This window comes from Thiomonas sp. DCM-2, from assembly GCF_056820905.1.
In genome coordinates this window covers 1196054-1221449 of record NZ_CM165962.1, presented here as the reverse complement: position 1 = coordinate 1221449, position 25396 = coordinate 1196054, and the positions used below count along the sequence as shown (strand labels likewise).

The following is a 25396-nucleotide window of genomic DNA, read 5'->3' as shown; positions in this document are numbered from 1 at the left end:
GGCGGTTCCAACAATGGGGGGATTCATCTTTTCTCATCCCTCTTTTGGAGACCTTTTCGTGGCAGCCTCGAACTCAAACGTTGCGTTCCGTCCTCGTCACATCGCGCTGGCCGTCGCGCTGAGCTGCGCGCCCGCAGCATGGGCGCAAACCGCGTCCAATCTCGGTGAAGTCAGCGCCCAGGGCCAAGGTGCAGGCGGCTCCACCGGCAGCGGCCTGTTCCTCTCCGCGCCTGCCGGTACCGTGCAGTCCATCCCGCAAAAGCAGTTGGACAACGTGCAGTTGTTCAATCCGACTGCAACCCAGGCGCAGACCGAGATCACCCCCGGCCAGTATCAGACCCTGAGCCCGACCGACTCGTTCACCAGCGCGCTGAAGGTGCTGCCCAATGTGGTGGTCACCAGCGACGGCGACAGCCAGAACGGCGATACGGTTTACATCAACGGCTTTGCGCAGAATCTGATCAACTGGACGCTCGACGGCATTCCGCTCAACGACAACGACAGCTATGCCTTCTACACCAACGAGTTCATTCCCACGCGGCTGATCGCCGGAACACGCTACTTCCCCGGCGCGGCGTCCGCGGCGATTCCGGGCCTTGCGGCCTTCGGCGGATCGGTCGAGACCTACTCGCTCAACCCGGGGCCCAAACCCTCGCTCAGCCTGTTCGGCGGCGCCGGCTCGTTCGGCAAGCGCAGTTATGGGCTGCTCGCCAACACCGGTTTGCTCGGCGCCAACACCGGCGCGCCGACTGCCATCTGGTTCTACGCCAACCGCAACAAGCTCGACGGCTATGACGACAACACCCCGAGCGACCAGCGGCAGTATCTGTTCAAGAGCGTGACCCAGCTCGGTCCAGGGGCGCTGACCCTGTTCTACACACAGAACAATCAGGATTTCAATTACTACGGCGGCTGCACCGCGGCCAACCTCGCCAAGTTCGGCGTCACCTGCAACGTCTATACCGCAAGCCCCACGATCAACGGCAAGCCCAACGGCCTGTTCACCGGCTACAACAACAACGTCTACCAGAACTGGCTGACCTACGCCAAGTACGAGGCCAAGTTCGGCCAGGTCACCTTCTCCAACCAGCTCTACTACTACCGCGGCAACGGCTTTGGGGGCGGCGCCTACACCAACGCCACCTACAACCTGCTGCAGCCCAACGGCGCCTATGGTGCGGTCAAGGCGCCGGTGGGTGGGCTGTTCGTCTCGCACGGCATCAACGACACCCGGCGTATCGGCAACATCCTGCGACTGGCGATGCCGCTGGGCAGCATGGTGAGCATGGAAGCCGGCCTGTGGCTGAACAAGAACGACACCACGCACGACCAGCAATTCATCAGCAGCACCACCGGGCAGTACCTCGGGTCGGTGTACAAGGAGCCGGTGGCGACCAAGCTGTACGAGCCGTATGTGAACTTCACCTTCAAGCCCACGCACGCGCTGACCCTGCAGGCGGGGTTGAAGTATCTGCATGTCAGCCGCGACTTTACCGACTTTGCCGTGGTGGCCAAGACCGGCGGCAAGCAGGGCATCTACAGCAACACCTTCTCGACCACCATGCCCTCGCTGGGCGTCAACTTTGCTGCGGCCAAGGGCATCAACCTCTATGCCAACGTCACCCGCAACACCAACCCACCGCAGTACAACCAGTACTACACCGGCACCTACAACCCCAACCTGGCGCCGCAAAAGGCCACGACTTACGACGCGGGCGTGGTGTACGACTTTGGCGTCTGGAGCGGTGGGCTCGACATCTTCCGCGTGAATTTCGACGACTACATCCAGAGCTACACCTACACCCCACCGGGCTCGACCGGCTCGGTCACCATTCTGGCCAACGATGGCAAGGCGGTGAACGAAGGCATCGCCTGGCAGAACAACTTTGCACTGAGCAACAACTGGTCGGCATACGCCAACCTCGGTCTGCTCAATGCGCAGTTCACCTCGGCCAAGCTGCCCATGCCCTACGCCCCGCACAGCACCGTGGCCACCGGTCTGACCTACCGCACCGGCCCATGGAAAGCCAGCTTCGGACTACGCCATACCAGCGAGGCCTACTGGACCGACAGCAAATCGCCCATTGCCGCGCACACCACGGCAGACGCCGCCCTGCGCTACACCTGGAAAGCCGGGGACACTGCAGGCGGCCTGGGCTTCAAGCAACTGAGCGTGAATCTGAATGTGAACAATCTGTTCAACGAGCAGTATGTCTACAAATACAAGACGGGATTTCCGGGGAGCACGAGCAATCCGCTGCTCTACACCAGCAAGCCCCGCAGTGTCTTCCTTGGCCTGGAGGCACAGTTCTGATGGGCGCCGCGCCTGACGTTCCTCCCGTGCTGCCCACGCGGCGGGGCTTTCTGCGCGGCGGGCTTGCCGCCACGGCCCTGCTGGCCACCGGCGGCTGGAGCTTTCCGCCGGCCTGGGCAGAACCGGCGCCACCCGGCAGCCTGTTTGCCGGGCCGATGCAGGGCTATGTGGCCGCACGCTCGGCTGTGGTCTGGCTGCAGACCCCCGGCGCGGCGGAGGTGGTGCTGGAATACGCACCACTCGATCAGCCCGACAACAGAAAACGCACTGCGGCTCGCCGCACCGATGCGGCCGGGCAGTTCTGCGCCCACATGGTGCTCGACGATCTCGCCCCCGGCACCCACTATGTCTGCACCGCCCATGTGAACGGCAAGCCGGTGCCCGAGCGCAGCATCACGGTGCGCACGCAGAAGATCTGGCTGTTCCGCAGCCCGCCGCCCGACTTCACCGTGCTCACCGGCTCGTGTGCCTACATCAACGATCCGCCCTTCGATCGTCCCGGCAAGCCTTACGGCGGAGGCTACGAGATCTACGGCCCCATGACCGCAGAGCGGGCAGACCTGATGGTGTGGCTGGGCGACAACCTGTATTACCGCGAGGCCGATACCCTGAGCCCCGAGGGCATGGCGCTGCGTTACCGCGTCACGCGTGGATTCGCGCCGCTGGACAGTTTCTTGCGCTCCACGCCGCAAGTCGCCATCTGGGATGACCATGACTACGGCCCGAACGACAGCGACAGCAGTTTCGAGTTCAAGGACGACGCGCTGCAGCTGTTCAAGACCTATTGGGCCAACCCGACTTACGGGGTGGGCAATGTGGCCGGGGTGTTCACCAAGGTCAGCCTGTTCGATGCCGACATCTTCCTGCTCGACGATCGCTGGTGGCGCAGCGCGGACGCCACCATGCCGGGCGAACGCGGCAAGGTCATGTTCGGTCCGGCGCAGATGCGCTGGCTGCGCAATGCCCTGCTGTTCTCGCGCGCCCGGTTCAAGATCATTGCCGCGGGGGGTCAATTCTTCAATGACGACGATGCGTATGAAGGCTGGAACCAGTTCCCGGTCGAGCGCGCGGAGTTTCTGGGCTGGCTGCAGCAATACCGCATTCCGGGCGTGCTGTTCCTGTCGGGAGACCGTCACATCACCGAACTGATCAAATTCCCCCGACCCGCCTACAGCGGAAAACGCGACTATCCGCTGGTTGAATTCACCAGCTCACCGCTGAACTCCGGGCCCGCCAGGGGCGATGACAACTCGAACCGCGTACCCGGCACCCTGGTGACGGAACGCAACTACGGCGTGCTGAAATTCAGCGGCGCAGACAAGAGCCGCCGTCTGGAACTCGTGACCAAGAGCGTGGACGGCAAGGTGCTGTGGTCGCACGCCCTTGGCCTGGCCGATCTGGGCTGGAGCTGAACGGCCGCGCTGCCCCCGCCGTCTCACCACGACGCCTCGCGCTCCGGCGTGGCGGTGATGCGGTGGATGGACAGGTCGGCGCCGTTGAACTCCTCCTCGGCATCCAGACGAATGCCGAGGAGCTTTTTCAGCACCCTGTACACCACAAAGCCGCCGATCAACGCGACGGAGATGCCCATGAGCGTGCCCACGATCTGCGAGACCAGCGACACCCCACCCAGCCCGCCCAGCGCCTTCATGCCGAAAATCCCGGCGGCAATCCCGCCCCAGGTGCCGCACAGCCCGTGCAGCGGCCACACGCCGAGCACGTCGTCGATCTTCCAGCGGTTCTGCGTGAGCGTGAACATCCAGACGAACAGCGCACCAGCCACGGCACCGACCACCAGCGCGCCCAGCGGATGCATCACGTCCGATCCGGCGCACACCGCCACCAGCCCGGCCAGCGGGCCGTTGTGCAGAAAACCAGGGTCGTTGCGGCCCGCGACCAGCGCCGCCAGCGTGCCGCCGACCATGGCCATCAGCGAATTCACCGCGACCAATCCGCTGATCTGGTCGAGCTTTTGCGCGCTCATCACATTGAAGCCGAACCAGCCGACGATCAGGATCCACGAGCCCAGCGCGAGAAAGGGAATGGACGACGGCGGGTGCGCCGACATCTGCCCGTTGGCGTGGTAGCGGCCGCGCCGCGCCCCAAGCAGCAGCACTGCGGGCAATGCGATCCAGCCACCCATCGCATGCACCACCACCGAGCCGGCAAAGTCATGAAACGGCGCGCCGAAGGTCGATTGCAGCCAGGCCTGCACCCCCAGGTTACCGTTCCAGACGATGCCCTCGAAAAACGGATAGACGAACGCGACGATGGTGAAGGTGGCGATGAGCTGCGGCCAGAACCTGGCGCGCTCGGCAATGCCGCCGGAGATGATGGCCGGAATCGCCGCGGCGAAGGTCAGCAGAAAGAAAAACCGGGTCAGCGCATAACCATGCTCCTTGGTGAGCACGTCGTCGCCCACCAGGAAGTGCTGGCCGTAGGCGATGCCGTAGCCGATAAGGAAATAGGCGATGGCCGACACCGAAAAGTCGGTCAGGATCTTGGACAGCGCGTTGACCTGGTTTTTCTTGCGCACCGTGCCGAGTTCGAGAAAGGCAAAACCGGCATGCATCGCCAGCACCAGAATGGCACCGAGCAGGATGAACAACACATTGCCGCTGGAGGGATCGTGCACCATGATGAGCGTCTTGCAGGAGAAGGACATGCACCACAAGCAAACGTCATGCCCGAATTTGTGGCACGGTACATGTAAAACAGAAACAAATGCCAACATCTTGCCCGATCGCGGTGCATGCCTCGCACCGAGCGCCCTGAAATGCGGCACTGACGCACCGTCTCGGTGCGTTTGAGCGCTGCAGCGGGCTGCATAGAATGGTGGTTCCGTCTTCCCCCTCTTCGAGCGAAACCCCATGCCCTTCAAAGTCAAGCCCTATGTGTCTGAAGTGACGCATTTCCTCCAGGACCTCAAGCAAAGCGATCCGCAGCTCGAGGCCAAGCAGAAGGAAGGTCGTGCGCGGCTTTGGGACAAGCCGCAAAACCCCGAACTGGCCAAGGCCTTCAAGGCCGCCCGCGTGCCGCAGAAGGCCTACGTCTACGGCAGTCATTGAGAAGACGGGGCATGCCCGACACCGCCCAGGACGCCGCGCTGATTGCCCCGGCGATCGACAGCACCCCGGCCACGGTCGACGGCATGGCGGTGGCACGCCTCTATGGCGAGCCGCTGTTCGAGCTGCCACAAGACCTCTACATCCCGCCTGACGCACTCGAAGTGTTTCTGGAGGCCTTCGAAGGGCCGATGGATCTGCTGCTCTACCTGATCCGCAAGCAGAACTTCAACATCCTCGACATTCCACTGGCGCAGGTCACGGCGCAGTATCTCAGCTATGTCGAGCAGATCCGCCATCACAACCTCGAACTCGCCGCCGAGTATCTGCTGATGGCGGCCATGCTCATCGAGATCAAGTCGCGCATGCTGCTGCCACGCCCGCCCGCAGAGCCCGGCGCCGAACCCGAAGACCCCCGTGCCGAACTGGTGCGCCGCCTGCTCGAATACGAGCGCTTCAAGCTCGCCGCGCAGCAACTCGACGCTCTGCCGGTGCTCGGGCGCGATTTCTGGCGCGCGCAGGTGCTGTTCGACCGCGACGCCGCGCCGCGTCTGCCCGAGGTCACGGTGAGCGAATTGCAGCAGGCCTGGAGCGACATTCTCAAGCGCGCCAAGCTGCACACGCACCACAGGATCACCCGCGAACAGCTCTCGGTGCGCGATTACATGAGCCGGGTGCTGCGTCAGCTGCAGGGCCAGCGCTTTCTTGAATTTCACGAGTTGTTCGAACCCGCGCTGGGCGTGCCCGTGGCCGTGGTCACGCTGGTGGCGCTGCTTGAACTCACCCGCGAGGCGCTGGTGGAAATCACCCAGGCCGAGGCGTTTGCGCCCCTGTATGTGCGGCTGGCCTACAGGCCAAGCTGAGTGCCGCGAATCGAACGCTCGTTCGCCTTGTTCAAGCCCGCATGGCACACCCACGGCATAATGCCCCGGTTCCTTTTTCCGTCTCGCCATGACTGCCGAATCGACCGCACCCCCTTCCCCCTATGGCGCGCCGTCGCGCGAGACCGCGCCGCGCAAGCCACAGACCTTGCACCGCCTGCGCGCCCTGCGTGAAGCGGGCGAGAAAATCGCCATGCTCACCGCGTATGACGCGGCCAGCGCCCGCCTGCTCGACGACGCCGGGGTGGACTGCCTGCTGGTCGGTGATTCTCTCGGCATGGTGATGCAGGGCCATGCCTCCACCCTGCCGGTCACGCTGGAGCAGATGGCCTATCACACCCAGTGCGTGGCACGCGGCAACCGCACGGCGTGGCTGATCGCCGACCTGCCCTTCGGCAGCTATCAGGGCAGCACCGAGCAGGCCATCGCCAGCAGCGTGGCACTGATGCAGGCCGGGGCGCAGATGATCAAGCTCGAAGGCGGCGGCTGGACCGCACCGCTGGTGCGTGCGTTGGTGGAGCGCGGCATCCCGGTGTGCGCCCACCTGGGGCTCACGCCGCAGAGCGTGCACGCCCTGGGCGGCTATCGCATCCAGGGCCGCGACGCACAAGCCGCCGACACCCTGCGCCAGCACGCCGCCGAGCTGGGCGCAGCGGGCGCAGCGATGCTGGTGCTCGAACTCGTGCCGTCCGATCTGGCTGCAGACATCAGCGCCGCCTTTCCCGGCATCACCATCGGCATCGGCGCGGGAAGCCGCACCCACGGCCAGGTGCTGGTGCTGCACGACATGCTGGACATCACCCGCGGTCCCAAGCCGCGCTTTGTGCGCAACTTCATGGAGGGCGCCCCCAGCATGCTCGACGCGGTGCGCAGCTATGTCCATGCCGTGAAAGACGGCAGCTTTCCGAACGACGCCCTGCATGGCTACACCGCCTGACCTCTTGCCCTGCCTGTCATGCTGACCGTCCACACCCTTGTCGATCTGCGGGCTGCGCTGCGTCAGCAGCCGCACTGGGCGCTGGTGCCCACCATGGGCAACCTGCACGCCGGGCACCTCGCGCTGATCGCGCGGGCGCGGGCCGAACACGTTCCGGTGGTCGCCAGCATCTTTGTCAACCGCCTGCAATTCGGCCCCCACGAAGACTTCGACCGCTACCCCCGCACCCTGCAGCGCGACGCCGAATTGCTGGCCGAGGCCGGCTGCGACCTGCTGTTCGCTCCCGACGAAGCCGAGATGTACCCGCAGCCGCAGACCTTCCGCGTCCTGCCCGACCCGGCGATTGCCGACATCCTGGACGGCGCCGCCCGCCCCGGGCACTTCGAGGGCGTGGCCACGGTGGTCATGAAGCTGTTCCAGATGGTGCAGCCGACCCACGCCGTGTTCGGCAAGAAGGACTACCAGCAACTTCTGCTGATCCGCGGCATGGTGGAACAGTTCGCCCTGCCCATTCACATCATCGGCCTCGACACAGTGCGCGCCGAAGACGGTCTGGCGCTGTCCTCGCGCAACGGCTACCTCACGCCCGATGAACGTGCGCAGGCGCCGCAACTCCAGGCCGCGCTGCGCGCCCTGGCGGAAGACGTCCGCGGCGCCGCCACGCCCGAGCAGGTGCATCTGCTGGAACAACAAGCCCTCGCGCGGCTCAACCAGCTCGGCTGGACGCCCGACTACCTCACCCTGCGCCGCCGCAGCGATCTGCAGCCGCCCACCGCGCAAGACCTGCACCGCGGCACGCCCTGCGTGGTACTGGCCGCGGCGCGCCTGGGCCGCACGCGGCTGATCGACAACCTGGAGTGCTGACCCCCATGCCTCAAAGCGATGTGTTGATTCTCGGCGCCGGTCTGGCCGGTCTGTCCACCGCGCTGCATCTGGCCGAGCGCCAGAAGGTCACGGTGCTGGTCAAACGCACGCTCGACGTGTCGTCCAGCCAATGGGCGCAGGGCGGCATTGCCGCGGTCCAGGCCGAGAGTGACAGCGTCGAGGAGCATGTGCAGGACACGCTGGTGGCCGGCGCAATGCTCAACGATCTGCGGGCCACGCGCTTTGTCATCGAGCACGGCCCTGACGCCATTGCCTGGCTGCGCGACATGGGCGTGCCCTTCGACGTGGAGGGCAACGCGCTGCACCTCACCCGCGAGGGCGGGCACAGTCAGCGCCGCATCGCCCATGTGGTGGATGCCACCGGCGCGGCCATCCAGACCACGCTGCTGGCCCGCGCCAAGGCGCACCCCAACATCACCCTGCTCGAAAACCATGTCGCGGTCGACCTGATCACCGACCGTCATGTGGATGGCAAGGCCAGCCCGCGCTGCTGGGGCGCCTATGCGCTCGATACCGCCAGCGGCCGGGTGGAAACCTTTGCTGCCGCACACACCGTGCTCGCCACGGGGGGCGCGGGCAAGGTGTACCGCTACACCACCAACCCCGACACCGCCAGCGGCGACGGCCTGGCCATGGCCTGGCGCGCCGGCTGCCGCGTGGCGAACATGGAGTTCATCCAGTTCCACCCCACCTGCCTGTACCACCCCAAGGCCAAGAGTTTTCTCATCACCGAGGCGGTGCGCGGCGAGGGCGGCCGGCTGGTGCTGCCCGACGGCACGCGTTTCATGCCCGCGCACGACCCGCGCGCCGAACTCGCCCCGCGCGACGTGGTGGCCCGCGCGATCGATTTCGAGATGAAAAAGCGCGGCCTGGATTGCGTGTATCTGGACATCACCCACAAGGGCGAAGCCTTCATCCGCCAGCATTTCCCGACCATCCACGCCCGCCTGCTCGAGCTGGGCATCGACATGGCGCGCGAGCCCATCCCGGTGGTGCCCGCTGTGCACTTCACCTGCGGCGGCGTGCTCACCGACCTGTCTGGCCGCACCGACCTGCCCGGTCTGTACGCTGCCGGCGAAGTGGCCTACACCGGGCTGCACGGCGCCAACCGCCTGGCGAGCAACTCGCTGCTCGAATGCGCAGTGTTCGGCAAGGCCGCAGCGCTGTCCATCCTGCAGGCCGAACCGCCCGCCGTGCCCACCCCGCGCCGCTGGGACGAAAGCCGCGTGAGCGACGCCGACGAGCTGGTGGTCATCAGCCACAACTGGGACGAACTGCGCCGCCTGATGTGGAACTATGTCGGCATCGTGCGCACCGACAAGCGGCTCGAGCGCGCCGCCCACCGCATCGCCCTGCTGCAGGCCGAGGTGGACGAGTTCTACGCCAACTTCCGCGTCACCCGCGATCTGCTGGAATTGCGCAACCTGCTGCAGGTCGCCGCGCTGATCGTCCGCTCGGCGCAGCTGCGGCATGAAAGCCGCGGGCTGCATTACAGCCTGGACTGGCCGCAGACCGCCGCGCCTGCCGCGCCCACCATCCTCGTGCCCTGAAGAACGCGTGAACTCACCTGCCGCAACCTCGCCCGACCTTGCCTTGGTAAGCGCCCTGCTGCGCCACGCCGCCCGCGACGAAATCCTGCCCCGCGCCCAAGCGCCTGATGCACGCCTGAAAGCCGACGGCACCTGGATCACCGACGCCGATCTCGCGATGCAGGCCAGAGTGCAGCGCGAGCTCGCCGCACTCTGGCCACGCATCCCGCTGCTCGGCGAGGAAATGACAGCGCAGGAACAGCAGCGCCTCATGGCCGAGGAGGCTGCCGCGCCCAACGGCCCCGGCCTGTGGGTGCTCGACCCGCTGGACGGCACCAGCAATTTCTCCGCCGGTCTGCCGGTGTTCGGCCCGTCGCTGGCCTGGATTCAGGGCGGCAAAGTCCGCCTGGGCGTGGTGGTCGACGTGATGCGCGATGAGGTATTTGCCGCCGCGCTGGGCGCTGGCGCCTGGCTCAACGGCCAGCCGCTGGGCGTGCCCGCCGCGGTACCACCGCTGGCCAAGACCATTGCCTGCATCGACTTCAAGCGCCTGTCCGCACCGCTGGCCACCGCGCTCGCCATCCGCCCGCCCTACGCCTCGCAACGCTCCATCGGCTCGGTCGCGCTCGACTGGTGCTGGGTCGCCTGCGGACGCTTTCACCTCTACCTGCACGGCAGCCAAGGTCTGTGGGATTACGCCGCGGGCAGTCTGATCCTCGCCGAGGCTGGCGGCAACAGCCAGACACTTCCCGGCGAGCCAGTGTTCAACAACACACTGGACAAGCGCTCTGCGGTGTGCGCGGGTGATGCAGGCCTGTATGCACAGTGGGTGCAGTGGCTGGCGGCAAACAGCGCCCCATCCCCTTGAGCTTCCAAATCACGGCGCGCCAAAACACTGCGTCGATGTCGTCAGCCCGGCACGATTCAGAATCCGTTTCCGTTCGTCCATCACGACGAAAGCGCAACTTGAACGCTGGCGCGGAGAACTTGCCCGGGTGTGCGACCTGGGCCATTCGCGTGGCGATTGTGTTGATCATCATCCTGCAACAGATCAACCCGCTTGAAACCCAGACCACAGCGATTGATCAGGCTCTTTTCGGTCCACACAAGGCGACTTGTTGACACGTCCCGAAGCGCCAGTTATATTTCGCTGCTTTGCTGTTCCTCGATAGCTCAGTCGGTAGAGCGCCGGACTGTTAATCCGTAGGTCCCTGGTTCGAGCCCAGGTCGAGGAGCCAATCAATTCAGAAGAAAATCAAGGCCTTGCAGAGCAGTCTGCAGGGCCTTTTCGTTTTTCCCGGCCAGAGAACGGGGCATGTCAGTGCTTTTGTCCGTGACATGCTGTCGCTGCGTGCCACGCGGTGTCGCGCATTGTCATCGGCCACAAGGCGGTTCACTTGAACCACCCACCTCTGCTGCCGGCAATCACTCGACGAGTTTTTCGAGCCTGGCTTTGTCAAAGTGCTCGGTGCGCAGGGCTTCCGGGGGGCATGACTCCGGAGGGCAGACTCCGTGGCGTTCGAGTGCCTGCCAGAGCAAGGCCACCTGATGCTCAAGTTGCGCTGCGTGGTCGATCAGACCCAATACGGCGCGTGACTGCGGGTCATCTCCGTTCTGCGTGACCGCGTAGGCAGAAAAACCCATGCGTGCGGCTGTCGCTTCGCGCTGCTGTTCCACATCTTTCTGGATGATGCGTGCCGGGTTTCCCACCGCCGTCGCGCCAGCGGGAACCGCCTTGACCACCACGGCGTTCGAGCCGATGCGCGCACCCTCGCCCACGGTGAATCCGCCGAGCACCTGCGCTCCCGCACCCACCACCACGCCGGTCTCGAGCGTTGGATGCCGCTTGGCGCCTTTGTAGAGCGACGTCCCCCCCAGAGTCACTCCCTGGTAGATGGTGCAGTCATCGCCGACGATTGCTGTCTCTCCGATCACCACACCCATGCCGTGATCAATGAACACGCGCCTGCCGATGGTGGCTCCGGGATGGATTTCTATGCCGGTGAACCAGCGCCCCCAGTGCGAAATCCAGCGTCCCAGCCAGTACCAGCCGCGCGTCCAGCAGGCATGCGCGGCACTGTGGAACAGCAAGGCGTGCAAGCCGGGATAGCAGGTGATGACCTCCCAGGTGGAGCGCGCAGCCGGGTCGCGCTCCAGGATGGTCTGGATGGTTTCACGCAATCGTTGCAGCATAGACCGGGTTCTTTGGGCGGATTCGAACGGTTGATCAGTGTATTGAAGGGACGCAAATCCTGCCCGACGGACAAGCGGCTCAGGGCGACGGCACCTTGCGCAGAATGGCGGCGCACACCCCACGCAGAATCTGCACCTCCTCGCGCGAGAGTTCGGCACGCGATGCCAGGCGCTGCAGACGCGGCAGAAGCTTGCGCGGCGCATCCGGATCAAGCACCTCCAGTGCGCGCAATGCCTGCTCCACATGGGCCAGCATGCCCTCGACTTCGCCTGCCGTTGCCGCAATGGCCTGCGCTTGCGCGGGCTGCACCGTGTGCACCCCGACGGCCTTGCGCCACTCCCACGCGATCACCTGCACGGCCTGCGCCAGATTGAGCGAGGTGTAGGCGGGATTGGCGGGAATGCTCAGCAGCGCGTCGCAACGATACACGTCCGCGTTGCTCAGGCCATAGCGTTCGCTGCCGAACACAAAGGCCACGCGTCTTCCCTGCTGCGCACTGCGCTGGGCCAATTGCGGCAACCAGTCGGGCGTGTGCAGCGCAGGCCCGAAATCGCGGACCCGTGCAGACAGGGCCACCGTCAGCCCGCAATCGGCCACGGCAGAAGGCAGGTCGGGGGCCACTTGTGCCGCTTGCAACACGTCCTGCGCGCCGCTGGCAAATGCCAGCGTCTCGGGCAGCGTGAGCACGTCCGCAAAGCGCGGCGCCACGAGGCGCAAATGGCCAAAGCCCATGTTCTTGATCGCGCGCGCGGCAGCGCCCACATTGCCCGGATGACTGGTGCCAACAAGGACGAAAACCGTCTGATCCGGCACGTGTGCAGCCTGCGGCTGCCCGGCGTCGATAAAATGCGCGTGTTCCATCTGTTCTTTGTCACCCTCCGAATCTCTCGCGCCATTGTCGCTGCTGGCGCTCAGGACACCATGCACCCCATGCTCAATGTGGCCGTTCGCGCAGCGCGCGAAGCCGGCAAGATCATCAACCGCGCGAGTCTCGACATCGATCTGCTGCGCGTGGCGCAAAAGGCCGCCAATGACTTTGTCACTGAAGTGGACCGCGCCGCCGAGCAGGCCATCATCGACGTGCTGCTCAAGGCTTTTCCACAGCACGGCATCCTGGCCGAAGAAACCGGCAGCACCTTCGGCGATGCCAGCTCGGAATACCAGTGGATCATCGACCCGCTCGATGGCACGACCAACTTCATCCACGGCATGCCGGTCTACGCCGTCTCCATCGCGCTGGCGCATCGCGGCGTGGTGCAGCAGGCCGTGGTCTACGACCCGACGCGCGACGAGCTGTTCACCGCCACCCGCGGCGCCGGCGCATTTCTCAACAGCCGTCGTATCCGCGTGTCCAACCGCGTGCGCCTTGAAGACAGTCTGATCGGCACCGGCTTTCCGTTCCGCAAGAGCGACGACATCGACACATACCTGGAGATGTTCAAGCGCGTGGCGCAGCGTTGCGTCGGCCTGCGCCGACCGGGGGCTGCCGCCATCGATCTGGCCTATGTGGCCGCTGGTCGTTACGACGGCTTTTTTGAAACCGGCCTCAAGCCCTGGGACATCGCCGCTGGCAGCCTGCTCATCACCGAGGCCGGCGGCCTGGTCGGCAATTTCGCAGGAGATGGCAATTTTCTGTTCAGTGGCGAAGTGCTTGCCGCCACGCCACGGGTCTATGGACAGCTCGTCGCGCTGCTGCAGCCCTACTCCACAGTGTCCCCCTCAAAGCCGGACGACGTCGCCACGACTCAGGCTCCCACGGCGGCAGAGGCGCAAATCAGCGCACTGAACGCCGCAGCCACAAAGAAAAAGTCTGGAACCCTGGCCATGCCCGAGGACAAACGTCCCAAGGCCGTGCCGCGTCGCATCAAGGCAAGCGATGTCTCCAAACCGCGGCAGACCGAAAAATCATCTCCACCGTCGGTATACAAACCCAAGCGCCATAGGGAGTAGACGTTCAAGTCATTGATTTTTCTTTGGAAAATTAATTTGCTGCGACGCACAAATTTTTCTTGCATTTCGGTTTCGACGCTCTAGAATACGTTTTGTGCAGTGCACAAGAACCAGAGCAGACCGTCATCAGCATGACACCGTTCGAGGTTCAAAATGTGTTGGCTGCCGCCCCCGTAGCCAATGCCCCTTCACCTTAGGAGAAACATCATGATGACCCCCGAACAGTTCGCAGCCGCGCAAAAGACTCAATTCGAAACCCTTTTCGGCCTCGCCAGCAAATCCATCGACAACATGGAAAAGCTGGTCGATCTGAACATGCAGGCCATGAAAACCTCGCTGCAGGAAGGCGCCGATCACACCATGGCACTGATGTCGGTCAAGGACCTGCAGGAACTGTCGAGCCTGCAATCCGGCTGGATGCAGCCCATGGCGGAAAAAATGCTGTCCTACACCCGCCACGCCTATGAAATCGTCTCCGGCGCGCAGGCAGAACTGGCCAAGACCGCGGAATCGCAGTTTGCCGACTCGCACAAGAAATTCATGGAACTGGCCGAGACTGCTGCCAAGAATGCCCCCGCAGGCTCTGAAACTGCCGTGGCCATGATGAAAAGCGCCATGAACGCCGCCAACAACGCCTATGACTCGGTGCAGAAAGTCACCCGGCAAGCGGCGGAAGCGGTCGAAGCCAATATGAATGCGGTCACCAGCACGGCCATGAAGGCAGCGCAGTCCACCCGTGCCGCTGCCAAGCGCACGGCAGCCTGAACGCAGCAAATCCTCCAGCGCGGCGTGTCATCTTTTTGATGATGCTCCGCGTTTGAACCTCACAGGGCAAGTCGGCGAGTCGCCCCCAGGGGGCGCTCAAAACCGTCGTGACTGCCAACAAGTTGTCTCCTCGGTACCCCAAAGGTACCCTTCCAGCCGGTCTTCTGACCGGCTTTTTTTTGGGAGTCTTTGGGAGTTCTCAGTGCGTACAGACCTGGCGATCGAGTTCACCGAGCAGGGCGCTCAGCACCTGCAGGGTGGGCATGGGGTGGTGAGCGCGGCTTGCCATTTCCAGCGGGGCATGGAGCAGCGCGGCGATTTCCAGCGCACGGCCCCGTTCCAGGTCCTGCAGGGTGGAAATCTTCACCGGGCCAATGCCGCGGGCGATATCCAGACGCTGATCGATGCTCACCAGCGGATCACAGTCATAGGCACGCGCCAGGCCCATGATCTCTGCCATGCCGGAGCGAATCAGGTCGATCAGTTCCGGGTTGTCGCAGATGGCGTTCATGCGCGCCCGGGTCAGGCCAGCCACCGGGTTGAAGGTCGCGTTGCCGACCAGCTTCATCCAGATCGCGTCGCGGATGCGCGGGGTCACCTGCGGGTCGCAGCCTGCGGCGCCAAGCAAGTCGCCGAGCGCCTGAACGCGCTCCGTGATCTGGTGCGTGGGCTCGCCCACCACATAGCGGTACTGCCCGTTGCCGTGGATCACGCCGGGGCTGACCACCTCGGCGCTGGCGTGCACCACACAGCCGATCAGATGCGCGGGCTCGAGATCGGTCAGCATGCGCCCGCCAGGGTCGATGCTGCGCAGATGCGCCGTGTGGCCGTCCATGGTCTTTGCAAAGGCGCTGGAATCTCCATGGAAATACCACCAGGGCACACCGTTGATCGCAGGCAGCACCACGGTGTCTGGACGGAGAAGGGGGCGCAATTGCGGCAGCAACGGGGCAATCTGATGCGCCTTCACCCCCAGAATGACCAGATCCTGCGGGCCGAAAGTGGCCAGATCGTCACTGGCCGGCAGATCGACACAGAGGCGTTCGTTCGGGTCTTCCAGGCACAGCCCGGCGCGCGCAATGGCCTGCAGATGCGCCCCGCGCGCCAGCACACCCACCGCATGACCGGCCGCCGCCAGCTTCACCGCCAGGGTGCCTCCCACGGCGCCCGCGCCCACCACCACGATCTTCCAGGGTCTTGTCATCTGTTGTTCCAGTTTTGTCTGTCGCCCATGCGCCGCTGAGTGTGCGGCTTGCCATCTGCCAAGGACAATAGCATGCCAACACCCGCCATGCTGACGCCCCGCCAGGTTCTCATCCTCGTCCACGGCCGCTACTTCACCAGCGGGCTGGTGTCTGCCGTCGGCGTGGCCGTGCTCGGTCTGCTCACCTATGCGCTGGCTGGCCTGGGCCCGGCCATTGCGCTGGGCAGCGGTGCGCTCACCGTGTGCTTTGCCGACAATCCGGCCCCCACGCGGGTCAAGCGCGTGGAACTGCTGTTCACCAGTGTGGCCAGCACGGTGGCGTTTGCGCTGGTCAGTGCCAGCCTGTGGTGGCCGCCGGTGCAGATTGGACTGATTCCGCTCCTGGGCTTTTTCAGCGGGCTGATCGCGGCATGGGGCAAGCGGGCGCTGGCCGCGAGTTTCAGTGTGCTGTTCATCTCGGTCATCACCCTGGGCTCACCTGCCATGCAGAACCTGGCGCAGCTTGCCGCCGCCGTGGCGCTGTTTCTGTTCGGGGCGCTGCTCTACACCGCTTATGCCCTGCTGCTGGCGCACTGGCTGCGGCGACGCACCAAGCAGCAGGCGCTGGCCGAGTTGCTGGCCCAGCTCGGCCAGTTTGCCCACTGGCTGGCCGACAGTTTCAGCGCGCGCTCCAGCAATGTGAACGACGCTGTAGCCCATCTCACTGCGATCAACGACACCCTGCAGAACACCCGCGACATTGTGTTGCGCGATGTGAACTCCGAGGCCGACCGTGCGCTGGCGGCCCGCCTCATCCTGCTGCTGGAGGTCAATGAGGCGCTGCTGGCCAGCCAGACCGATGTCGAGCTGATCCGCAGCCAGTTCGATGCCACCACCGTGCCGGATGCCCTGCACGACTGGGCAACCACCATCGGCGACGCACTCGATCAGCGCGCCGATGCGTTGCTGCGCGGCACGCAGGCCAGCACACTGCCCACCCGGCTGCCCTGCGCGCAAACCATCGCCCATGCGCTCGAGACCTTGCAGCCCAGCCAACCCAGCGCCGTCTTCGATCAGGCCCGCATGGCCCTGCGTGCCACCGCGGACAAGCTGCAGCGCATCACCGATCTGCTGGGACAACTGCCGCAGACTCATGCCACTGCCGAAGCCGACCCGCTGCAGGGCATGGATCTGCAGGCCTTCCTCAGCCCGCTGCACTACGACCCGAAAACGCTGTGGCGGTCGATCCACTGGGAATCGCCCATCCTGCGCTATGCCATTCGCCTGGCGCTGGCCATGCTGGCAGGCGAACTGCTGCTGCGCGCCCTGCCCTACCACCCGCATGACTATTGGGTGCTGCTGACCATTGGCGTCATTCTCCGGCCCAACTACAGCGTCACCCGCCAGCGCATCAAGGACCGGGTCCTGGGCACACTGCTGGGCTGCGCCATGGTGGCAGCGCTGCTGAGCCTGCATCCGTCCCTCACGGTGATGGCCCTGTGCGTGTTTGTCTCCCTGGCCCTGGCACGCACCTTCATCACCCTCAACTACCGTTTCACCGCGCTGTTCGCCAGTGTCAATGCCCTGTTGCTGGTGGCCCTGCTGGAGCCGGGGAGCCAGTTTTTGGTGACGCTGCGTCTGCAGGACACCCTGCTCGGCGCCGCGCTGGCCTGGGCCTTCAGCTACGTGCTGCCCCGCTGGGAAGCCAACGATCTGCGCCGCCAGGTGGATGCCCTGCAGCGCGCCGCGCTGGGCTACGCCAAGGCCGTGCTCGACCCGCAACAGGTCAGCGATCTGAACTACCGGCGCGAGCGCAAGCGCATTCAGGACACCCTCGCCGCCGTGGGCGGACTGCACGCGCGCATGCTGGAAGAGCCGCGTCAGCATCAGCGCATGCGGCGCGAACTTGCTGATTTCATTGCCCACAGCGACGTGTTCAGCGCCCACCTGGCCACCCTGCGCGTGTTGCGGGCGCAGCGCGGCGACCGCGTGCTCCCTGCGCCGGAACGCGAACGGCTGCGCATCACGCTCGACCGGATCGCGCACTGTCTGACCCCGGGCAGCAACCTGGCCTGCGCCGATGCAGCCCCGACCGGTCCGGTGGACAATCCGGTCGAGCGTCGCCTGCGCGAGGTCGAGGCCGAGGCACGCACCATGGCCCGCCTGTCGCGGCAGCTCCTGTCGCCCGCGGGCACCTAAAATGCCAGTCTGCCCGGCAGTGTCCGCTCTCGCGGGCAAGTTCGTCTCCTCTTTCTGCCGTGCCACTCCCTTTTCGCTCACCATGACTTCCAAGCGCCGTCTGTTCGTCACCACCGCACTGCCCTACGCCAATGGCCCGTTCCACATCGGCCACATCATGGAATACATCCAGGCCGACATCTGGGTGCGGTTCCAGCGCATGCAGGGCAACGAGGTGCATTTCGTCGGCGCGGACGACGCGCATGGCGCGCCGATCATGATCGCCGCCGAAAAGGCTGGCAAGACGCCCCAGCAATTCGTCGCCGACATCGCCGCCGGGCGCCGGCAATACCTCGACGGCTTTCACATCCGCTTCGACAACTGGCACAACACCGACGGCCCGGAAAATCATCAGCTGGCACAGGACATCTACCGCGCACTGCGCAAGAACGGCCTGATCGCGGTGCGCGAGATCGAGCAGTTCTTCGATCCGGTCAAGGGCATGTTCCTGCCCGACCGCTACATCAAGGGCCAGTGCCCAAAATGCGGCGCGGCAGACCAGTTCGGCGACGCCTGCGAAGTCTGCGGCGCGGTCTATGCCCCCACCGAACTGAAGCATCCTTACTCCGCGCTGTCCGGTGCCACCCCCGAGCTGCGCAAGAGCGAGCATTATTTCTTCCAGCTCTCGTCCGACCGCTGCGCCGAATTTCTGCGCGACTGGACGCAGGCCAGCAATGCCCACGGCCAGCCCCATCTGCAGACCGAGGTGCTCAACAAGGTGCGCGAGTGGTTCACCACCGACGAAAACGGTCACGGCGGCCTGGCCGACTGGGACATTTCGCGCGACGCGCCCTACTTCGGCATCGAGATTCCGGATGCCCCCGGCAAATATTTCTACGTCTGGCTCGACGCGCCGATCGGCTATCTCGCCAGTCTGAAAAACCACTTCGACAAAGGCCAGGCCGCGCAGCACTGGCACGTGCCGTCGCGCACCACGCAGAGTTTCGATGCCTTCGTCGCCGATCCGCAGGTGGAACAGGTGCACTTCATCGGCAAGGACATCGTCTACTTCCACACCCTGTTCTGGCCTGCCACCCTGCACTTCTCCGGCCGCAAGACCCCGAGCCAGATCAACGTCCACGGCTTTGTCACCGTGGGCGGCGAGAAAATGAGCAAGAGCCGTGGCACCGGCATCTCGCCGCTGAAATATCTCGACCTCGGCCTCAACCCCGAGTGGCTGCGCTACTACCTCGCCGCCAAGCTGTCGGCGCGGGTGGAAGACGTGGATTTCACCCCGGAAGACTTCGTTGCCCGAGTCAACAGTGACCTCATTGGCAAGTATGTCAACATCGCCAGCCGCGCCGCCAAGTTCATCAGCCAATACTTCGACGGCAAGCTGGGCTACACCGAACCGACCGCCCCCTTGCGCGACGCCGCCCGCGCCTTGGCCGACGACGTCGCCGCAGACTTCGAGGCGCGCGAATACGCCCGCGCACTGCGCGAGATCATGGCCTACGCCGACCAGATCAACACCGCGTTCGACGCCGCCCAGCCCTGGATTGCCGCCAAGGATGCGTCTCGCCGCGCCGAACTGCAGGACGCCTGCTCGCGCGCGCTGGCCGGGTTCTGGCTGCTGTCGATCATGCTCACACCGGTGCTGCCTGCAGTCACGGCCCGCGTGGCGCGCGAGCTGTTTGGCCTCGACCGTGATTTCCTCTGGCTTGACGCCGCCGAGCTGCCGCAGCATGTCGCCCCTTACCAGCATCTGATGCAGCGCATCGACCCCAAGCTCCTCGACCGGTTGTTCGAGGTCGACTCTCCCTCCACCGCGCCAGCCAGCCCGGCTGCCGCCACGGCCAACGGCAAACCCATGTCCCCTGCAACAGAACCCACCGGGCAAGAGGCCTTCATCAGCATCGACGATTTCGCCAAGATCGACCTGCGCATTGCCCGCATCCAGCATGCCGAAGCCGTGGAAGGTTCCACCAAGCTGCTGCGCCTGACCCTCGACGTGGGCGAAACCACGCCCGACGGCCAGCCACGCACCCGCAATGTGTTCTCGGGCATTTCCAGCGCCTACAAGCCCGAGGATCTGATCGGCAAGCTCACCGTGCTGGTGGCCAACCTCGCGCCACGCAAAATGAAATTCGGCCTCAGCGAAGGCATGGTGCTGGCCGCCAGCAGCGCAGACGAAAAGGCCCAGCCCGGCCTCTACATCCTCGAACCCCACGCCGGTGCCCAGCCCGGCATGCGGGTGCGTTGATTTGTCCGCGACACCATCGCGCTCCCTTGACCCATGCCCCGATCGCCATGAAACGTGTTGAACATGCTTTGGAATTTCTGATTTTCAGCAGCCGCTGGCTGCTGGCGCCGTTCTACCTCGGACTGGTGCTGGGCATCCTTTTGCTGCTGGTGAAGTTTGTCAAAACCTTCGTCGGTGCGGTGTCCGTGGTGTTTTCGGGCACGGGCGGCGAAGCCATGCTGGCCATCCTGTCGCTGGTGGACATCGCACTGGTGTCCAATCTCCTGCTGATCATCATCTTTGCCGGCTACGAGAACTTCGTCTCCAAGATCAACACAGGCGACAGCGAAGATCGCCCGGGCTGGATGGGCCATGTCACGTTTTCCGACCTCAAGCTCAAGCTCATCGGCTCCATCGTGGCCATTTCCGGCGTGGAATTGCTCAAGTACTTCATCAATGTGCGCGAGGCCAATCGCGACGACATGCTGTGGGCCATCAGTATCCACCTCGTGCTGGTGTTCTCCGGCGTGATGTTTGCGCTGATGGACAGACTGTCTGGCATCAAGGCAGACAGCCACTGAGCGGGGTAGGCTGACCCTTTTCGCAGGAGAACCCCCATGGCCGCTCTCGACGATATCGTCCGCAATTTCCCCGACACCGACTGGAGCGCTGTCCCCACGGAGCGCGCGCCGACCACCCATGTGGAGCATCTGCTCGAAGGCGGGCATGTGCTGTGCTTTCCCCATCTGGCGTTTGCCTTGTCCGCGCAGGAACAGCGCTTTCTCACTCCCGCGATCAGCGACGGCAAGGCCAAGAACATCAGCCTGCGCGACGACGGCAGCATCCGCGGTGCCAGCGGCACTGCACAAGACCAGAGCGAACTGCGCGACATGATCCAACGCTTTTCCAATCAGGCGCAACATCTGGTCGAGCGGCTGTTTCCGCACTACTGCGGCAAGCTGCGTGCAGCCAAGGCCTCGTATCGTCCGATGCAGGTCGAAGGCCGCGACACCAGCTGGCGCAAGGACGACACCCGGCTGCATGTCGATGCCTTTCCGTCCAATCCGGTGCACGGGGTGCGGCTGCTGCGCGTGTTCACCAACCTCAACCCGGCTGGCGCGCCGCGCAAATGGCGTGTGGGCGAGCCCTTCCCCGATTTTCTGCAGCGTTTCGCGCCACGGCTCACACCGCCCGTTCCTGGCTCCGCAGCGGTGATGCGTGCACTGAAAATCACCAAATCGCAGCGCACGGCGTACGACCACTACATGCTGCAACTGCATGACAAGATGAAGGCCGATCTGGCCTATCAGAAGGACGGGCCGCAGCGCGACGTGGATTTCGCTCCCGGAACCACCTGGGTCGTGTTTTCCGATCAGGTGCTGCACGCCGTGATGAGCGGGCAATACATGATGGAGCAGACCTTCTACCTCGAGCCCGCGCATCAGCTCTATCCCCACACCGCACCGCTCAGGGCGCTGGAAGACATGCTCGGCAAGGCCCTGCTGCCCGCCGCATGACGCGTCTCGCCCTGCCGCTGCAGTGGGGACAGAACGGCCTGCCGGCCGCGCCGCGCCGCATCCTGCTGGTCCAGATTTCCGCCATGGGCGATCAGGTGCAGACCCTGCCGGCCGTGTCCGACATTGCGGCGCGCTGGCCCGGCATCGCCATCGATTGGGCGGTGGACGCGCGCTTCGCCGACATTCCGCGTCTGCATCCCGCTGTGCGCCGGGTGTTTGCGCTGCCGCTCAAGTTCGCCCAGCAGCAGCGCAGCATCGCCGGGCTGCGCGCGCTGTGGTCGGTCGTCAGCGCCCTGCGTACCGAACCCTACGATCTGGTGTGGGATCCGCACAGCGTGCTCAAGAGCGCCTTGGTTTCCCGCCTGGCGCGCAGCCCGCTGCGGGTGGGTTACCGGGCGCAAGACTGTGGCGGCGAACCGCTGGCGGCACAAGCCTATCACCTGCACTTCGCCCGTCCCGCCGGGGTCCACGGCACCGCGGGACGGCGGGTGTTTGCCCAGGCGGTGCTCGACACCGATCCCACGCGCCCGGTGGACTACGCCATGGATCGGCGCTTCCCCCACATGCCCGCAGCGACGGCCACCGTGTTTCTTGCCCATGGTGCGTCCAAGCCCGAAAAGCTCTGGCCGCTGGAGCACTGGCAGCAGATCGCTGCAAGACTGGTGGAGGGCGGCATGCAACTGCAGTTGACCTGGGGCAACGCGCAGGAGCGCGAGCGCGCGCAAGCCATCATCGCCCGCCTGCCCGGGGAAGCCGCACACTTGCTCGACCGTCGCAGCCTGCTCGACATGCTGCCGGTCATCGCGCAGAGCAGTCTGGTCATCGGTGTCGATACCGGTTTCACCCATCTGGCCGCCGCGCTGCGCCGCCCCGTAGTCGGACTGTTCGTCAGCACCGGGCCGGAACTGTTCACCCCGACTTCCCCCGATCTGGCACGCACCCTCGGCGGAGACGGCGTGACGCCCAGCGTCGATGCCGCCTGGCAAGCTGCGCAGCAATTGCATCCAGAACTTCAACGCGGTGCTGTCGTCGCAGCCGCATGAACCCCGGCGGGTCAAACCCCGCGCACGCACGCTCCAGTCGCACCCCGAACATGCACAACACACGCCGCATTCCTGCCTTCACCACGCCGCAGGTCCATTGGCTCGGCAGCATCGGCAAGCGGGAGGGTTGGGTGGCTGTCGACATGCAGCAGGCACAGTCCTTGGCGAATCAGGGCCAGTTTGTGCTCGCGGTCTGGGCCAATCCCGACCCGAGGCGATCGGGGCATATTGCCATCGTGCGTCCCAGCGAGCAAAGCCCCACGGATCTGCGCCTGCACGGCCCCGAGCTGACCATGGCCGGACATCTCAACGCCCTGCGCATCTCCACGGCGCGTGGCTTTGAGGACCACAAAGGCGCCTGGCAGGAGGACGGCAAGGGCAGTGTGCAGTATTTTGCCCACCCTGTGGATTGGGCTGTGCTGAACACGCCCGGCACAAAATAGGCGCGCAGCAAAAAAGGCCGCCATCTGGCGGCCTTTTTTGTTGACAGCGGACTTACTTGGCGGCGTAGCGCGCTGCGCTGGCGGTGATTTCTGCGCGGGCGGCGTCCACGCCGGCCCAGCCCTCGGTCTTCACCCATTTGCCCGCCTCGAGGTCTTTGTAATGGTTGAAGAAATGCTCGATCTGCCCCAGCAGTTCGGCGGGCAGTTCTTCGGGTTTGTGGATGTTGCGGTATTGCGGCAGCAGCTTGTCCACCGGCACGGCGATCAGCTTGGCGTCCACGCCGGCCTCATCGGTCATGCGCAGCATGCCGATGGGGCGGCAGCGCACCACACAGCCATGCACCAGGGGAATGGTGGTGACCACCAGCACGTCCACCGGGTCGCCATCTTCCGACAGGGTCTGCGGGATGTAGCCGTAGTTGCACGGATAGTGCATCGCGGTGGACATGAAGCGGTCGACGAACAAGGCGCCGCTGGCCTTGTCCACCTCATACTTCACCGGCGGGGCATGGGCGGGAATTTCGATGACCACGTTGAAATCATCGGGCAGGCTCTTGCCAGCGGGAACGTCACGCAAACTCATACACAGTCCTCTCGAAGTTGGGAATGGGGAAATGGGTGGAAGGGGCGATCAGGCAGGATTGTTGCCGCGCGGTTCGGGTGGCGGCGCGTTGGTCTTCTGCGGGTTTTCGATCTGCTGCAACTGCTGCTCGCTGATGATGTTGAACATGGTCACGACCTTGGACACGCCAGTCGTGCTGCGCGCAATCTCCACGGCGCGGTCCGCCTCGCGCTGGGTGACGATGCCCATCAGGTAGACCACGCTGTTCGACGTGGTGACCTTGAAGGCGTTGCCGAAAATATCGTGCGCGTCGATCAGACGGGCGCGCACCTTGGTGGTGATGAGGGTATCGGTGGCGCTGCGGTTCAGATCGGCCACCGGCCCGACATCGATCTCATTGAGCACCGCCTTGACATTGGGCACGCCCTGTACAACTTCTGCGGCCTTGAGCTTGTCGGCCTCGGTCGGCACCTGCCCCACCAGCAGCACCTGCTGGTTGTAGCTCACGGCGCGGACATTGGAGTATCCACCCAGCGCCGTGCTGATGCGGTTGTCTGCCTTGAGTTGAATCGTGTTGTCCTCGAGGATCGAGCCCGCCGTGCGCCGGTCGGTGGCCACGTACGCGGTCGTGCCCACCGCGCCCAGGCCGAGGACGAAACATCCCTGCAACTGCGTGGCCGCGAGCACGACGGCCAGCAGACTCGCCGCACGCCACATGCCGCGCCCTCTGCGCGGCGCGGCTGCAGCAGGAACAGATCGGGAAGGATTGTGTGCATTCAACTGTGTCATTCCGTGGACTCCGGTTCACCCATCAAGACCCAGTCTAAGCCATCGCAAAGACAGTGCAGGGTCAGCAGATGCACCTCCTGGATGCGCGCGGTGCGGTCGTTGGGTACGGCTATGTGCACGTCGGCATCGCGCAGCAGACCTGCCACCCGCCCGCCGGTGCGCCCGGTCAGCGCCAGCACGATCATCTCGCGCGATTGCGCAGCACGCACGGCTTCGACAATGCTTGAAGAATTGCCGCTGGTACTGAACGCCACCAGCACGTCACCGGGCAGCCCGAGCGCACGCACCTGCTTGGCGAACACATGGTCGAAACCATAGTCGTTGGCAACCGCGGTGAGGGTGGACGTGTCGGTGGTCAGGGCGATGGCGGCAAGCTCCGGGCGCTCGCGCTCGAAGCGGCCCACCAGTTCGGCAGCCAGATGCTGGCTGTCGGCAGCCGAGCCACCGTTGCCGCAGATCAGGATCTTGTGACCATTGGACACTGCGGTGGCAAGCAGATCGACCGCGCGCGCGATCGGCCCGGTCAAGACCTCCGCCGCCTGATATTTCAGATCGGCGCTGTCGAAAAAATGCTGCTGGATCCGCTGTTCGAGCATGATGTGTCAGAGGTGCAAAGCGGTCATGTTAGGGCCTGTTCACGCGATTGGTACACCCGCGCCAGGGGTCTGGGCGGATGCAATGCGAGGCGCAGGCCGCGCCGTGGTGTGTTGCACCACAAGCGGACTGCAACGTGGCAGTGCGCCGCCCAGACCCCCGGCCCGCAGGGTTGCCCCCAGGCGGGGCGTCTGCGGCGTTGTCAGCCAGGGGCAAGGCGTCCAGCCTTGCCCCTGGCCTCCGCCTTGCATCCATCCCCGCCTGGGGGCAACGCGGGTGCACCAATCGCGTGAACAGGCCCTAGTCGGCCCCGAGGGACGATTGA

General features: G+C 64.8%; 23 protein-coding genes, 1 tRNA gene and 1 pseudogene. 18 read left to right on the top strand and 7 right to left on the bottom strand.

Going from position 1 to position 25396, the window contains the following annotated elements:
• Nucleotides 1-58 precede the first annotated feature (58 nt).
• Nucleotides 59-2314, top strand: a complete 2256-nt coding sequence (locus tag AC1ZQA_RS05910) for a TonB-dependent receptor (protein WP_482678888.1) — start codon at nt 59-61, stop codon at nt 2312-2314.
• Nucleotides 2314-3726: an alkaline phosphatase D family protein gene (locus AC1ZQA_RS05905; RefSeq protein ID WP_482678887.1), complete on the top strand. Its 1413-nt coding sequence runs from the start codon at nt 2314-2316 to the stop codon at nt 3724-3726. Before AC1ZQA_RS05910 ends, AC1ZQA_RS05905 begins: the two co-directional genes overlap by 1 nt.
• Before the next feature lie 23 nt (nt 3727-3749).
• Here AC1ZQA_RS05905 and AC1ZQA_RS05900 read toward each other — a convergent pair whose 3' ends face one another.
• A complete protein-coding gene (locus tag AC1ZQA_RS05900) occupies nt 3750-4952 on the bottom strand; it encodes an ammonium transporter (RefSeq protein WP_482678886.1) in 1203 nt (400 codons plus the stop codon).
• A gap of 232 nt (nt 4953-5184) precedes the next feature.
• On the opposite strand from AC1ZQA_RS05900, the gene AC1ZQA_RS05895 reads away from it, so the two are divergent.
• The 7 genes from AC1ZQA_RS05895 to AC1ZQA_RS05865 all read left to right on the top strand — a co-directional run bounded on the left by AC1ZQA_RS05895 (nt 5185) and on the right by AC1ZQA_RS05865 (nt 10849).
• Nucleotides 5185-5382, top strand: a complete 198-nt coding sequence (locus AC1ZQA_RS05895; RefSeq protein WP_482678885.1) for a DUF3460 family protein — start codon at nt 5185-5187, stop codon at nt 5380-5382.
• Nucleotides 5383-5393: 11 nt separating this feature from the next.
• Nucleotides 5394-6242: a segregation and condensation protein A gene (locus tag AC1ZQA_RS05890; RefSeq protein ID WP_482678884.1), complete on the top strand. Its 849-nt coding sequence runs from the start codon at nt 5394-5396 to the stop codon at nt 6240-6242.
• Between the two features lie 88 nt (nt 6243-6330).
• The gene (gene panB / locus AC1ZQA_RS05885; protein WP_482678883.1) at nt 6331-7197 is read left to right on the top strand and encodes a 3-methyl-2-oxobutanoate hydroxymethyltransferase; all 867 of its coding nucleotides are present in this window, start codon (nt 6331-6333) and stop codon (nt 7195-7197) included.
• A gap of 18 nt (nt 7198-7215) precedes the next feature.
• Nucleotides 7216-8061, top strand: coding sequence for a pantoate--beta-alanine ligase (gene panC / locus AC1ZQA_RS05880; RefSeq protein ID WP_482678882.1), 846 nt, complete (start codon nt 7216-7218; stop codon nt 8059-8061).
• Between the two features lie 5 nt (nt 8062-8066).
• Nucleotides 8067-9632, top strand: coding sequence for an L-aspartate oxidase (gene nadB / locus AC1ZQA_RS05875; RefSeq protein WP_482678881.1), 1566 nt, complete (start codon nt 8067-8069; stop codon nt 9630-9632).
• A 7-nt stretch (nt 9633-9639) separates the two neighbouring features.
• On the top strand, nt 9640-10479 hold the full coding sequence (locus AC1ZQA_RS05870; protein WP_482678880.1) for an inositol monophosphatase family protein: 840 nt from the start codon (nt 9640-9642) through the stop codon (nt 10477-10479).
• A gap of 294 nt (nt 10480-10773) precedes the next feature.
• Nucleotides 10774-10849 (top strand) — tRNA-Asn (locus AC1ZQA_RS05865).
• Nucleotides 10850-11036: 187 nt separating this feature from the next.
• Here AC1ZQA_RS05865 and cysE read toward each other — a convergent pair.
• Nucleotides 11037-11804 (bottom strand): serine O-acetyltransferase, encoded by a 768-nt coding sequence (gene cysE, locus AC1ZQA_RS05860; RefSeq protein ID WP_482678879.1) that lies wholly within the window; start codon nt 11802-11804, stop codon nt 11037-11039.
• A 79-nt stretch (nt 11805-11883) separates the two neighbouring features.
• Nucleotides 11884-12666 carry an RNA methyltransferase gene (locus AC1ZQA_RS05855; RefSeq protein ID WP_482678878.1) on the bottom strand — a complete coding sequence of 261 codons (783 nt, stop codon included), beginning with the start codon at nt 12664-12666 and terminating at the stop codon, nt 11884-11886.
• A gap of 60 nt (nt 12667-12726) precedes the next feature.
• Between AC1ZQA_RS05855 and AC1ZQA_RS05850 the strand changes: the two genes are divergently transcribed.
• Nucleotides 12727-13755, top strand: a complete 1029-nt coding sequence (locus tag AC1ZQA_RS05850) for an inositol monophosphatase family protein (RefSeq protein ID WP_482679279.1) — start codon at nt 12727-12729, stop codon at nt 13753-13755.
• A 207-nt stretch (nt 13756-13962) separates the two neighbouring features.
• Nucleotides 13963-14520 carry a phasin family protein gene (locus AC1ZQA_RS05845; RefSeq protein ID WP_482678877.1) on the top strand — a complete coding sequence of 186 codons (558 nt, stop codon included), beginning with the start codon at nt 13963-13965 and terminating at the stop codon, nt 14518-14520.
• A gap of 199 nt (nt 14521-14719) precedes the next feature.
• Here AC1ZQA_RS05845 and AC1ZQA_RS05840 read toward each other — a convergent pair whose 3' ends face one another.
• A complete protein-coding gene (locus AC1ZQA_RS05840; protein WP_482678876.1) occupies nt 14720-15724 on the bottom strand; it encodes a ketopantoate reductase family protein in 1005 nt (334 codons plus the stop codon).
• 72 nt (nt 15725-15796) lie between these two features.
• On the opposite strand from AC1ZQA_RS05840, the pseudogene AC1ZQA_RS05835 reads away from it, so the two are divergent.
• From AC1ZQA_RS05835 to AC1ZQA_RS05805, 7 genes and pseudogenes are all read left to right on the top strand, one after another.
• Nucleotides 15797-16819, top strand: a pseudogene (locus AC1ZQA_RS05835) (FUSC family membrane protein); the annotation flags it as partial.
• A gap of 69 nt (nt 16820-16888) precedes the next feature.
• On the top strand, nt 16889-17902 hold the full coding sequence (locus AC1ZQA_RS05830) for an FUSC family protein (protein ID WP_482679278.1): 1014 nt from the start codon (nt 16889-16891) through the stop codon (nt 17900-17902).
• An 82-nt stretch (nt 17903-17984) separates the two neighbouring features.
• Complete coding sequence (gene metG / locus AC1ZQA_RS05825) at nt 17985-20144, top strand: methionine--tRNA ligase (protein ID WP_482678875.1); 2160 nt, start codon at nt 17985-17987, stop codon at nt 20142-20144.
• 47 nt (nt 20145-20191) lie between these two features.
• Nucleotides 20192-20704, top strand: coding sequence for a TIGR00645 family protein (locus AC1ZQA_RS05820; protein WP_482678874.1), 513 nt, complete (start codon nt 20192-20194; stop codon nt 20702-20704).
• A 36-nt stretch (nt 20705-20740) separates the two neighbouring features.
• Nucleotides 20741-21640: a Kdo hydroxylase KdoO gene (gene kdoO, locus AC1ZQA_RS05815; RefSeq protein WP_482678873.1), complete on the top strand. Its 900-nt coding sequence runs from the start codon at nt 20741-20743 to the stop codon at nt 21638-21640.
• A complete protein-coding gene (gene waaC / locus AC1ZQA_RS05810) occupies nt 21637-22683 on the top strand; it encodes a lipopolysaccharide heptosyltransferase I (protein WP_482678872.1) in 1047 nt (348 codons plus the stop codon). Before kdoO ends, waaC begins: the two co-directional genes overlap by 4 nt.
• 50 nt (nt 22684-22733) lie before the next feature.
• Nucleotides 22734-23126, top strand: a complete 393-nt coding sequence (locus tag AC1ZQA_RS05805; RefSeq protein WP_482678871.1) for a hypothetical protein — start codon at nt 22734-22736, stop codon at nt 23124-23126.
• A gap of 52 nt (nt 23127-23178) precedes the next feature.
• Here the strand turns inward: AC1ZQA_RS05805 and ppa are convergent, their stop codons facing one another.
• From ppa to AC1ZQA_RS05790, 3 genes are all read right to left on the bottom strand, one after another.
• Nucleotides 23179-23709, bottom strand: a complete 531-nt coding sequence (gene ppa / locus AC1ZQA_RS05800) for an inorganic diphosphatase (protein ID WP_482678870.1) — start codon at nt 23707-23709, stop codon at nt 23179-23181.
• Nucleotides 23710-23757: 48 nt separating this feature from the next.
• Complete coding sequence (locus tag AC1ZQA_RS05795; protein WP_482678869.1) at nt 23758-24405, bottom strand: BON domain-containing protein; 648 nt, start codon at nt 24403-24405, stop codon at nt 23758-23760.
• 68 nt (nt 24406-24473) lie between these two features.
• Nucleotides 24474-25073, bottom strand: a complete 600-nt coding sequence (locus tag AC1ZQA_RS05790) for a phosphoheptose isomerase (protein ID WP_482678868.1) — start codon at nt 25071-25073, stop codon at nt 24474-24476.
• Between the last annotated feature and the right edge of the window lie 323 nt (nt 25074-25396).